Source organism: Sphaerochaeta sp. PS (assembly GCF_032144095.1).
Taxonomy (GTDB): Bacteria; Spirochaetota; Spirochaetia; order Sphaerochaetales; family Sphaerochaetaceae; genus Sphaerochaeta.
In genome coordinates this window covers 1-11,959 of record NZ_JAVSNJ010000017.1, presented here as the reverse complement: position 1 = coordinate 11,959, position 11,959 = coordinate 1, and the positions used below count along the sequence as shown (strand labels likewise).

General features: G+C 50.4%; 13 protein-coding genes. 1 reads left to right on the top strand and 12 read right to left on the bottom strand.

The window, feature by feature from the left end:
• Positions 1-7 precede the first annotated feature (7 nt).
• The 10 genes from ROJ03_RS11570 to rlmD form a co-directional block, all read right to left on the bottom strand.
• Positions 8-1,240 carry an MFS transporter gene (locus ROJ03_RS11570; RefSeq protein WP_313727218.1) on the bottom strand — a complete coding sequence of 411 codons (1,233 nt, stop codon included), beginning with the start codon at positions 1,238-1,240 and terminating at the stop codon, positions 8-10.
• A gap of 69 nt (positions 1,241-1,309) precedes the next feature.
• Positions 1,310-1,954, bottom strand: coding sequence for a class I SAM-dependent methyltransferase (locus ROJ03_RS11565; RefSeq protein WP_313727217.1), 645 nt, complete (start codon positions 1,952-1,954; stop codon positions 1,310-1,312).
• A 126-nt stretch (positions 1,955-2,080) separates the two neighbouring features.
• Positions 2,081-3,199, bottom strand: a complete 1,119-nt coding sequence (locus ROJ03_RS11560; protein WP_313727216.1) for a cysteine desulfurase family protein — start codon at positions 3,197-3,199, stop codon at positions 2,081-2,083.
• 78 nt (positions 3,200-3,277) lie between these two features.
• A complete protein-coding gene (locus tag ROJ03_RS11555; protein ID WP_313727215.1) occupies positions 3,278-4,555 on the bottom strand; it encodes an O-acetylhomoserine aminocarboxypropyltransferase/cysteine synthase family protein in 1,278 nt (425 codons plus the stop codon).
• Positions 4,556-4,866: 311 nt separating this feature from the next.
• Positions 4,867-4,995, bottom strand: coding sequence for a hypothetical protein (locus ROJ03_RS11550; protein ID WP_313727214.1), 129 nt, complete (start codon positions 4,993-4,995; stop codon positions 4,867-4,869).
• Positions 4,996-5,269: 274 nt separating this feature from the next.
• Positions 5,270-5,839: a hypothetical protein gene (locus ROJ03_RS11545; RefSeq protein WP_313727213.1), complete on the bottom strand. Its 570-nt coding sequence runs from the start codon at positions 5,837-5,839 to the stop codon at positions 5,270-5,272.
• A gap of 109 nt (positions 5,840-5,948) precedes the next feature.
• Complete coding sequence (locus ROJ03_RS11540; RefSeq protein ID WP_313727212.1) at positions 5,949-7,220, bottom strand: AAA family ATPase; 1,272 nt, start codon at positions 7,218-7,220, stop codon at positions 5,949-5,951.
• Positions 7,221-7,510: 290 nt separating this feature from the next.
• Entirely contained in the window at positions 7,511-8,074 is a 564-nt protein-coding gene (locus ROJ03_RS11535; RefSeq protein ID WP_313727211.1) for an isoprenylcysteine carboxylmethyltransferase family protein, read from the bottom strand.
• 49 nt (positions 8,075-8,123) lie between these two features.
• Positions 8,124-8,693, bottom strand: a complete 570-nt coding sequence (locus ROJ03_RS11530) for an HXXEE domain-containing protein (RefSeq protein ID WP_313727210.1) — start codon at positions 8,691-8,693, stop codon at positions 8,124-8,126.
• Positions 8,694-8,707: 14 nt separating this feature from the next.
• Complete coding sequence (gene rlmD, locus ROJ03_RS11525) at positions 8,708-9,871, bottom strand: 23S rRNA (uracil(1939)-C(5))-methyltransferase RlmD (protein ID WP_313727209.1); 1,164 nt, start codon at positions 9,869-9,871, stop codon at positions 8,708-8,710.
• A 70-nt stretch (positions 9,872-9,941) separates the two neighbouring features.
• Here rlmD and ROJ03_RS11520 point away from each other — a divergent pair, with 70 nt between their 5' ends.
• Positions 9,942-10,694 carry a fumarylacetoacetate hydrolase family protein gene (locus tag ROJ03_RS11520; RefSeq protein WP_313727208.1) on the top strand — a complete coding sequence of 251 codons (753 nt, stop codon included), beginning with the start codon at positions 9,942-9,944 and terminating at the stop codon, positions 10,692-10,694.
• Here the strand turns inward: ROJ03_RS11520 and ROJ03_RS11515 are convergent.
• Together ROJ03_RS11515 and ROJ03_RS11510 are read right to left on the bottom strand one after the other, a co-directional pair.
• Positions 10,684-11,520 (bottom strand): DUF6544 family protein, encoded by an 837-nt coding sequence (locus tag ROJ03_RS11515; RefSeq protein WP_313727257.1) that lies wholly within the window; start codon positions 11,518-11,520, stop codon positions 10,684-10,686. The two genes, ROJ03_RS11520 and ROJ03_RS11515, sit on opposite strands and share 11 nt — an antisense overlap.
• Before the next feature lie 16 nt (positions 11,521-11,536).
• Positions 11,537-11,959, bottom strand: a 423-nt coding sequence (locus ROJ03_RS11510; protein WP_313727207.1) for a MarR family transcriptional regulator, incomplete at its 5' end; no start/stop codon positions are given.

The window sequence follows — 11,959 nt, the reverse complement described above, 5'->3', positions numbered from 1 at the left end:
TGGCCCCCTATACTTTCCAGACACCCTGCTCCCTCATCCTTCGGTTGGTCCGTTGGTAGAGCACACCTACCAAGGCCATCAGGATGCCGGAAACGATGAGCAGGCTCTCGATGGAGACCACATCGGCAAGGGGCCCATAGAAGAGCATGCCCAAGGGGATGGTGCTGCCAGAGAGCACCTGCACGATGGAGAAGACCCTTCCCATCTTGTTCGGTTCGGTGATCTTCTGGATCATGACCGTCTCGGCTGTAGTGAGGATCGGCATGAAGATCCCTACAATGGTCATGATGAGCAGATAGAGGAAGAAGTGGGTGGCTAGGCCAAGCAGGGCAAAGCCTACCCCGAAGACCACCAGCGAAATTGCAATTGCCCGCACCTTATCCTTGAAGTGTCCCCTCAGGGAGACGAGGATCCCCCCGATGAGGTTCCCCAGCGTCCAGGAAAGTTCATTTGCCGTGAGTTTCCATACTTCAGAGCCGAAGGTCCGGTCAACCAGCAGTGGGGTCAGGATGGCAGCTGGGGTAAGCAGGAAGAACGCGAATGAGTAGTAGATGATGAGGGTACGCAGTATAGGGTTGCCGAAGGTATACCTGACCCCCTCGACCATCGCATGGGTGACGGGTGTCGTCCTCTTGGCCCGCTTTATCGAGTCAACCTTGATGAAGCTGAAGATGGTGATGGCAATCGTAGCGGTGGCAACATCGAGCAAAAAGGCCCAGGAGAGGTTGGTAAGGCCCAAAACCATCCCTCCCACAGCTGGGGAAAGCATGAACAGGACAGACGAGATGCTCTGGTTGATGCCCTGCATCCTGGTAAGGTGCTCCTTTGCCACCAGCTGGGGCAGGATGGCACTTACCGCAGGTCCCTGGACGCCGGTGCCCAAAGACCGTATGACCGATACGATCAAAAGCAGTTCAAGGCGGTCATAGCCCAGCCTGAAGAGGATGAACAGGACCAGGGTGACGAAGGCGATGAAGCCGTCGCTGATCATGATCAGATATTTCTTTCGGTACCGGTCGGCCCACACCCCGCTCCAGAGGGAGATTATCAGGTGGGGCACCATGTTTGCCAGGGTGGCGTACATAAGCCAGAGGCCACTGGATGTCTCGATGGTTATGTACCAGATAATGGCGTACCCTACGACGGAGGAGCCAAACAGGGAGAGGTTCTGGCTTATTATGAAAAGCACTATCCGGGATGAAAAGAGACCTGGTTCAACCGGTTTCTGCTTGTTGTCCATACATATTCCTTGGAAATGAGCCTCATAGGGCTCTTTCCAGCCTTACGATAATACCAATGTTCCCGACGTTCAAGCTCTTCCCTTGAACGTGGCATACCGTTTTTCATCAGAATAGAGCAACTCAAGGCCTACTTCTTCCGAGAGGAATTGCAGGGTTTCCAATGCAAAGAAGGAGATGTGGCTCACCTCCTGGATGTAGTGCCACTTCAGGAACTGGGCCTCATCATGGTGGTGCAGAAGGGTCATTACAGCAAGGATTCCTCCCGGGGCCAACAGGGATGCGAAAAGCTGAAAGGCTGAGAGGGGATCGTCAAGATGCTCAAGCACCTCGGTAGAGGTAATGAGGTCATACTTCTTGTTTTCGTAGACTTTCTCGGGGGAGAAAAACAGGTCATAGGTCTCCACCTGGAAGCCATATCCATCACCCAGGAGGGTGGCCAATACAGGGGTGGGGCCACTGCCATAGTCAAGGGCAAGCCTCCCTTCTTTCACAAAAGGGAGGACAGCGCTCTCCAGGAAACGCCTGAAGTATGCCTGGTAGAGAGGATCCTCCAAGGAGTTCTCATGCAGGGAGTACTCCTGGAAGGCCTCCTCTTCGCTGGGATGGAAAAGCTCATCCTTGGCGATGAGTCCACAATGGGGACAGAGGTGGAACACGCCCCGTTTGGGGTGTGTGATGGTTCTGGTAGTGTTGTTGCAAAGCTTGCAGGTCATAGAGTCTCACCCCCTCCCTTGTTTTCATAGAGCACCGGTACATCATTATGGGCATCACCGTCGGAGAGTTCCCTTGAGGGTGTGCTCGTTCTCAAGGGGTGTCTTACTCCCCTTGGCTCAAGGCTGCTAGTTGCCCACCACCACACCCTGTAGCCACGAAAGGACTGTGTCGACCTCATCCCTTGTGGTGGGACGGCCAAGGCTGAACCGGATCGCCCCTCGTCCTGCCGCTTCCGATACACCCATCGCCCTCAGGACAGGAGAGAGGGAATTCTCCCCTGCATGGCAGGCTGAGCCTGTGGAGGCTGCCAGATGGGAAAGCTGTGCCAATATCCTATGCCCGTCATGGCCAAGAAAACTGATATTGAGGGTATTGGGAAGCCGTTGCTCCGGATGGCCATTCAGCTCTATTGCCGTGCCAAAAAGGGCCTTCAGTCTGGAGTAAAAATAGGTAGTAAGCTCAGAGGGGGCACCGCTCTGGACCAGGGGTAGAGCAAGTTCACACGCCTTGCCAAGGCCTACCCCAAGCAGGATGTTCTCGGTCCCTGCCCTTCTCCCACCTTCATGGCCAGCACCGTGTATCAGCGGCTCGATGTGAAGACCTTCCCGTATGTAGAGGGCCCCTATCCCCTTTGGGGCATAGAGCTTATGACCAGCCAAGGTAAGGAAATCCACACCAAGGGCCTCTACGTCAACTGGAACCTTCCCTACCGATTGCGATGCATCGGTATGGAACAGGATCCCATGGGCCCTACAGAGGCGACCTATCTCCCCAATGGGCTCTAGCGTCCCAACCTCATTGTTGGAGTGCATTACGGTGACCAGGATGGTGGTGTCTCGGATCGCCTCTTCAATGGAAGAGGGATCCACCATGCCAAACCTGTCAACAGGGAGATAGCTTACCTCATAGCCCAACGTTTCCAGGAAAGAACAGGGTTCGAGAATGGAAGGGTGTTCTATCCTGGTTGTGATGATGTGGTTGCCCTTGTTTTTGTAGGAATGGGCAACCCCTTTGAGGACCATGTTGTTGGACTCACTCCCCCCACTGGTAAATACAACCTCCTGAGCTTTGCAATGCAAGAGGGCAGCGACCTGGGCCCTCGAATGCCCAAGGGCCTCCTTGGCAGCAAGGCCCATGCCATGGGTGCTGGAGGGGTTGCCAAAATTCCCATTCAGGAAGGGCAGCATCGCTTCGGCTACCTCCTTGGCTATGGGGGTCGTTGCATTGTAATCCAGACAGATCATCCTACTGCCTCACCTTTGGTCACTCCTCGGTGCCTTCCTTCGCATACTACCTTGTCCAAATCTGCCTCATTGCAGGCCCTATATCTTCTCAAGGGCCTGCTGCAAATCAGCTATAATGTCATCCACACTTTCAATCCCTACTGAAAAACGGATCAAATCTGGTGCTATCCCAGCCTCTTTCAGCTGAGCATCCGTCAACTGTCGATGGGTATGGCTTGCAGGGTGCAAGAGGCAGGTTCTGCTATCGGCCACATGGGTTACGATAGAGGCCAGTTGCAAGGTATCCATAAACTGAATCGACCGCTCTTTTCCACCCTTGATCCCAAATGCCACTACCCCACAGGAACCATTCGGAAAATACTTCTTTGCCAAAGCATGATAGGCACTGCTTTCCAAATCAGGGTAATTCACCCATGCAACCTTCTCCTGGCTTTCCAGGAATTTGGCTACTGCCAAGGCGTTTTCACAGTGTCTCTGCATCCTGAGATGGAGGGTTTCCAGGCCAAGGTTCAGATAAAACGCATTTTGGGGCGACTGGACAGACCCAAAATCACGCATCAGCTGTGCTGTTGCTTTTGTGATGTACGCTCCCTTTCCAAACTTTTGTGCATAGATGATCCCATGGTAGGATGGGTCTGGAGTGGTCAGGCCCGGAAACTTCTCTGCATGTGCCATCCAGTCAAAATTACCGCTATCCACGATGCAGCCACCAACGCCTACAGCGTGGCCATCCATATATTTTGTGGTGGAGTGGGTAACAATGTCAGCTCCCCATTCAAAGGGTCTACAATTGATGGGTGTGGCAAAGGTATTGTCCACAATAAGCGGGACTCCGTGCGAATGGGCCAATCTTGCAAACTTCTCAAAATCAAATACCGATACGGTTGGGTTTGTAATGGTCTCCCCAAATACAGCTTTCGTATTCGGCCTGAAATATGTTGCAAGTTCCTCTTCTGGCAAATACTGATCCACAAAGGTACACTCTATGCCCATCTTTTTCATGGTAATCCCAAACAGGTTGAAGGTTCCCCCATAGATGGATGAAGAAGCAATGAAATGATCCCCTGCCTCACAGATATTGAAGAGCGCATAGAAATTTGCCGCCTGGCCGGAGGAAGTAAGCATCGCTGCAGAACCGCCTTCCAGGGCGCATATTTTTGCCGCTACTGCATCATTGGTTGGATTTTGTAGCCTGGTATAGAAATACCCTTCCGCTTCCAGATCAAACAGCTTCCCCATCTCCTCGCTTGTATCATAGGTAAATGTAGTACTCTGATAGATGGGCAACTGTCTGGGTGCACCCTTCTTTGGTTTCCATCCCTCATGAATACATTGTGTTTCCCTTTTGCTCTCCATTTCAAACTCCTCTATTTCAAACAAGGTTTTTTACGATTCTTTTTGTCGGTACAAGGTTCTTCACACTCGTCTCGGGGATATCCTGTTCCATAATTGTCCACTTGCCATACCAAACCAGCGAAAGGGATATGACTATATCGTCCATCCTACACCCGTACTGGCGATACGATTTCTCCCAGTATAAATCATATCGGGGAGAAAGGATAATAGATAAAAAGTGGATTCTCCATTGCGTCTTTCCCTCGTTTGTTCCTCTTGGCCATTTACTGCTCCTTTTTTAGCATAGCAGATTTCCATGTACACAAACTATGTTACACCCTTACCCATCGTCTCTGTTGGCTTTTCACCTCCCTTGGTTCTGCTGCCCTACGGTAGCAGGAGGAAGTGGCCAATGCGAGGCTACCCCTTCGGGGGATGGGGGATTTACGTATTCTCTTCATCACCATACTGAAAAGCTGGTATATCAGAAAGATTTGTGAAAGCCCGGACAATGTCAGAATGATTGAAAGCTGGCAATGAAACAATGTAGGGTATTATCTACCGTAAGGTTGGGGTGAGATTTTTTCATTTCCTCTAATTGAGTGTTGAAAAATGGGGTATCGTACCGATCTTCTTTTGCTAACAATATCTGGGAAATCGCCAACTACAGCAAAAAACCTATTCGTTTCGTTGAGTGCCCTATCATTGGTGAGTTGCACCTCTTTACCTAATTTTTCAATTGTTATGACCAATATCTCTGTATGATGGGTGCCTAGTGAGTCGGCGGAGAAGTATTCCACAAAATGGTTTCAACTTCCCTTCGGTATTCTTGGTTCTCAGGTCTTCAATCATGTGGTCAATTCTCGCCTTTGTCCAAGTCCCTTGTATTCTTTCCAATTCATTTATCAGCGCATTGTCCGCTGCTTTTCTATTTACACGTAATCGGGGTTCATTTAGGTTCAATACGTCATTCAGCTGTTGATTCCACTCTTGATCATCGGATCTTATCGTCCCATCACGTTTGTACTTGATAGTATCCTCAATATTGGGATACGTGGCAGGATTATACTTGATCTCCATATCTTTCTTTTTCGTGTCACAGTGCTGATGGTTCTCAGACTGGCCCTCGTTTCCTTTACAGCACAATAGCAGGTTATCATAATCGAGCTGCTTCAGAGGTTGTAGAGTTTGAGCAATGGCATGTTCGATTTTTGTGTTAAGAGGATCCGCTGAGATTCTTTGCAGGCAATAAGCACAAAGATAGCCCTGTTCTTCGGCTAATTGCCTTCGCAGAGAATCCTTCATCGAAAAATCATCAAGAAGACGGATCACTCCTCTATTCAACGAATCTGAACATTCTCGCTTGTACTGAGTCAATGAGTTGGGAGGTTGTCGCTTATGGATCAGTATCATATCAGAGTTTGGTGTCGTAAAAGGAAATTAATGTCTCACCACGTACAATTTCGGGGATAGATCCATAGGTTTCCTTAAATTCGTTGATAGAGCTTTTTGCTTTTTCAATCTCATTCTCATAGATCAAGTCGAAAATACGATCAAGTTTTTCCTTAACCTCATAGTTGACAGGGGAAGTATCCATAATCTCCTCAAGAATCTCATTGGAGCTCAACCCTTTGCTTTGCTCAATGATTGTATGGACAATTTCGCCGTCCTTACGAGACAAGAGAATAACAGAATTTGGTTCCGCCTCACTCAACACCTGCGGAGAATGGGTTGTAATAATAAACTGGACGTTCGGGAATATAGAAGTCAATTTTCTTATCACTTCTTTCTGCCACTTAGGATGCAGGTGCAACTCAATTTCGTCTATGAGAACAATACCCTCCCCTTTCAGGGGATCCTCCATCACTGGATTGGCAATTGCCATCCTTCGAGCCAAATCACCAACAAGAGCAAACAAATCTCTTTCACCTTCAGATAACTGCTCAACTCCAAGAATCTCCCCATCCTTCTCTAGCTGCATACGGTGAGGATTCCTCTTTATTGTTATATTCTTAAATCCAGTAAACTGTTCAATAACCCTTCGAATTACATCTAGTTGAGGGATTCCTTTCAATCGTACGTTTATTTGATTTTCCAGGTATAAACTTCGATACTGTTCGTTCTCAATATCCTCTAAATTTCTAAACCACTCAAAAAATGTCCTATAGTTTACTTGAGGATCCAGTGCGTTCTCATATGTACTTAGCAGGTTGAAATGATGGGTTTTCTTGATTCTTTGCACAAGATCTGTCACCGTTCGTCCCACTGTATAATACATAAGAATAGGGATTGAGCAGATTTCATTTGAGTCAGTAATTCTCTGTTTATACAAATCTGCAAGTTCAGAAAATGCAGTCATATCAGATTTCTCAGAAACAACATTCCCAGGTTTCGTCTTGAATAAGGAAACTGAATACTTTTTTCCGCCATCCCTGTAGCGTGTTCGAATTTTGGAAGAAGAAGCCCCATTTCTGATCTCTGAAGTACTGATCTGATCACCACTCCCACCAGGAGAGCTTCGATGCACTTTCAGAATGAACCATGAAAGGCTATGAGAGATTGCATCAAGGATTGTTGTCTTTCCTGCTCCATTGACTCCGGATAAAATAGTGATATTGCGATCCAAATCAAGTGATAGATTTTTGATTCCTCGGAAATTCTCGATATCAAGCTGTTCTAACAACATCAGTTATACCTCAGTTTTGTTTTCTCCCAACATAGTCAAGCACCTTCCGGTCTTCAAAAACGAACATGTGAAAATCATCCCCCTAACCTCACATAGCGTTCTATACTAGTCCCTACAGATTTGAGACCTTATCAGTCTACCACCAAATTCTCTAAGCAATCAACTCCAAACAATCGAAAGTCATCCATCCGATAAAAAGTGGATTCTCCATAGTTTTAGGCTATGGCAAATCCACTTTCTTCCAAACACGCTGTCAGGAGAGTTCCCTACCCATTTTTGTGGTGTCCCTACTACAGGTACCTACGAACCTTTTTACAGTAGTGCAGGTATTCCTCTCCATACAGCTTTTTCAAGGACGCTTCCTCAAGAAGAACCTGACGATTGAAGAGCCATAAGGCTGCAATGACGAACACCAAGAGCACCCAATCGCCAAAGATAGAGACTATCCCAAAGAGAATGAAGGCGAACGAGGTGTAGATCGGGTTGCGACTGCAGGCAAACAGGCCCGTGGTTGTCAGTGGCCCGGGTTGGGTTTCATCGATCCCGATGCGAAAGCTCTTGCCAAAGGATGCCAGGCTTGCCACGACCCCAACCAGGCCCAGCAGGCAGAACACAACCCCTACCCAACCCAGTATCGCATTGCCATAGAGGGTGGTGCCGACCTTTGGCAGAGGGAAAGCGTTGGCAAAGACCTCGTACAAGAAAAACAGTGCAAAGGGAAGGATCAAGAGGTCCTTCTTGTCCATCTTTGCAAACTTCATTGCCTCAATTCCCTTTTTGCGCATCAGAGCTACCCGGATGGGAATCATCACCATAAGAGATGCCAGTGTCACTACAGCAACATATCCTTGCATGGAACCTACTCCTGTCTCTTCATCAGAGCACTTTGGGTTGCATAGCTACCTACTTTGCCATGCAGATCTTGAATACCGATATATGGGCAGCGATAGAGAACAGGGTCGCAAAGACCCACCAGAGCACAACGTGGTCGATGGCTCCGAATGCCGTCAGAAAGTAGGCACCATAACAGGACAGGAGCAGTTGGATACTCGCCATGACAAGGCCTGGGTTCCACTCTCTCTTGCGCAGCGCCATGCCGACGTGGGTCAGGCAGTTGATGATGCTGAAGATGATCAGCAGCAGGCCAAAGCCGATATATAGGAAGGAGAGTGCACCGAACATGAGGAAGGCGACCCAGACCAATAGAATGTTGATCCAGAACACACTAATGTCGGTCAGCTTCTCCTCCCCTTCCGGCAGCTTGTTGATGACAGCATTGACATAGTGCTTGAATCCACCTGGCCAAAGATGCTCTTCAGTCTGGTGGAAAAAATAGAGGGGGATGTTGACGAGCGCCCAGAAGAGCGGCTGGGAAGGACGGGTGAGGACAAAGAGCAGAACGGCCGTCACAAGGCCCAACACAGGGGCACCCTTCGCCCAATTCTGATGTTCAGCAAGCTTCTTGATCGTCATCGCCCTCACCTCTTTTACTCCTGGACCCGCTGTAACAACACCACCGTCTCGATATGCTCCGTATGGGGGAACATGTCTACCGGTTGGATACCCCTGACCTCATAGGGACTGAACTTGAGCATGTAGCGCAAGTCCCGCTCAAGGGTCCTGGGGTTGCAGGAGATGTAGATGATCTTCCTGGGTCCCATCTTCAAGGCAGCAGCAAGGAAGCGCTCGTCACTGCCACTTCGTGGAGGGTCGAGGAAGAGCACGTCACAGCTCTGCTTCTCCTTGGCCATCTGCTTGATGTAGACAGAGGCATCGGAGGCGATGAACTGGACATTGCCAAGCTGGTTGCTCTGGGCATTGCGAAGGGCATCGTCGACAGCACCTGGATTCGATTCGATGCCAAGAACCTGCCTCACACCCTCATGTGCGGCTATGAGGGCGATGGTACCGGTGCCACAATAGGCGTCGATGACTGCATCGTTTGGGGTAAGCTGGGCCATCTTCATGGCAATGGTATAGAGCCTCTCCGCCTGGGCTGGGTTCACCTGGAAAAAGGATTTGGGGGAGATGCGGAACTTCAGGCCATTGAGCTCCTCCTCGATATACCCCTTGCCATAGATGATCTTCTCAGGTATTTCGCTGAGGACCATGCTGGTCTGGTCGCGGTTCATGTTCAGGGCGATGGTCGTGATCTCAGGATGGCGCTGTCTCAGTGAGCTGAGAAACAAATCCTTGGAAGGAAGGGGCCACTGGCCACAGACAAGCACCACCATGGCCTCCCCATTGGAGCGGGAGACCTTGATGAGCACATGGCGGATATATCCGATTTGCTCATCCTCATCGTAGGGGTCGATACCATAGCGGGTCATGAGACTGCGGATGGTTGCAAGGATCGCGTCAGCTGTTGGATGTTCGACCAGACAATCGCGGATCGGGATGATTTGGTGGCTGCCCTCACGGTAGATTCCACTGATGACCTTCCCGCTGTAGTCACGTCCAAACACCGCCTGCACCTTGTGCCGGTAGTGGGTAGGGTCCTCCATGCCGAGGATCGGGGCGATAGGGCCGAACTGACCGAGCATGTCCTGGACATGCTCCTGTTTGTATTCCAACTGTACGGGATAGGGATAGGCCATCAGCTGGCATCCACCACACTCCCGTTCTAGGGGACATTTCTTATAGCTTTTCATAGGTCTACCGTGACGTCAAAACAAAGGTTTGTCAATTGTCTTTCCCCGTTCTCTTTGGTATGCTAGGGCCATGAAATATGTAAGATTTTCCTACCACAACACCATTAGCTACGGCATCCTAGAGGAGAACACCATCAAGGTATTGGAAGGTTCCCCCTTTGGTGAATACACCATAACCGAAACCGCCATCCCCAGGGAGAAGGTGCAGTTGCTTACCCCCTGTGATTTCTCCAAGGCAGTGTGCATAGGCTTGAACTACATTGACCATGCCCTGGAATTCCAGCTTCCCATCCCAACCGAACCGGTGGTCTTCATCAAACCCTCGACCTCTGCCCTGGCCCACCTGGGGACAGTCCAATACCCCAAGCAGTGCAACCGACTCGACTATGAGGCTGAGCTGGCAATCGTCATAGGAAAGAAGGCCAAGGATGTGGAGGTTGCAGATGTCGGCCCCTACATTCTCGGCTACACCTGTGCCAATGACATAACGGCACGGGACCTGCAGCCCAAGCAGGGACAGTGGACCGTAGCCAAGAGCTTTGACACCTTCTGCCCCTTCGGCCCCTTCATCAGCGATGAGGTGGACCCCTCGAACCTGAGCATCGAAAGCCGGGTAAATGGCAAGACCCTGCAAAAATCGAATAGCAGCAACCTCATCTTCGGTGTCCCATTCCTGGTAAGCTACCTATCCAAGATCATGACACTGCTTCCTGGAGACATCATCCTGACAGGGACCCCTGGAGGCATCAGCGGGATGCACCACGGCGACACAGTCGAGATCATCATCGAAGGGCTGGGAGTGCTGAAGAACACTATCGGCTAGAGTACTCGATCTCCACCTCTTTTCCATCAAAGTAGAGCAAGTCCCCTTCAGGATAGTTCCATATCCCCTGGAGCCTTGAGGGAAGCAACATGCCAGAGTGCATTCGGTAATCGGCAAGGGTTGCCGTCCACCTCACCCGCTCCTTCTTCCCATCCAGGCCAGTGGCCATCCTGTCCTCCGTAGTGAAGCTCTCCATCTCCCCCTCCTCGCTGAAGGTAAAGAGGCCGCTGCAGGAGAGCCCATACGCCTCGATGGTGGCCTTGGCATGGGTATCGTCGATCGCCTCCCAGTGGATATAGCTTTGCAGGGCGGCGGAGGGGACAAACAGGCACTCTGCAAGGAAAGTCACCAGACAGGCCCTGTCCATATCCTCTCCCCGCTCATCGAAGAGGGTAAAACCCTTTGCAAGCCTCCCTTTCATGGAACCCTTTCCCTCCAGGAAGGAGTCCAGCCCCTCAAACGGGATCCCATACAGCGAGGCATCGATATAGGCCAGCCTCTGCGGTTTCTCTACCGCATTGTACTGCACATAGTCGATCATGATGGTCGGCTTGCCCCTTCCCATGGAGAAACTGACATCCCTGAAGGTAGCCTTCATATAGGCCACCTTCGGCTTGCCGATAAAGTTGCAGTGGAGGAAGAACCTCTGCACAGGGAGGGGCAACGGGGCTATGTCCTCAAGGCTAAAGAGCCCATCACTACTTCCTGCCCCGTCGATGAGCATTGTCGTAGATTGGGAAAACTCATCCCGTGTCCTGGAATTGGGCAAGGAGAAAAAGAGTACAACCAGCAATACCAACGTTACTACACTACCGAGAAGTATCATGGCCACACGAACCCCCCTACGCATGAGGACCCTCTTCCAGGGCCTCTATATTGGCAGCGAGTTTGGAAAACCCCTGACAAAGGTGGTGTAATTCCTCAAGGGAGAAACCGGCAAACAGGGCCTTGATGAAAGCCTCCTCCATGGCCTGTCTACCCCTGAAATGCTCAAGGCATGCCTGGGTAGGGCGAACCATCAGAAAGCGCCTGTCATCCTCGCTTCTCTCGATCGAGAGGAACCCTTGCTTTTCCAGAAGAAGGGCCATCTTCTTCACATTCTGCCGGGAGGATCCCATCCTCTGGGCAAGGGTGGAGACAGAGAGTTCCCTCTCTTCGCTCCTGAACAAAACCGCCATCAAAAACCACTGCTTTACCGTCATCGCTTCATCAAGGCTGTCACCAACGACCTGCAGCCGGTTGGATAGGGTAAACAAAGAACCGAA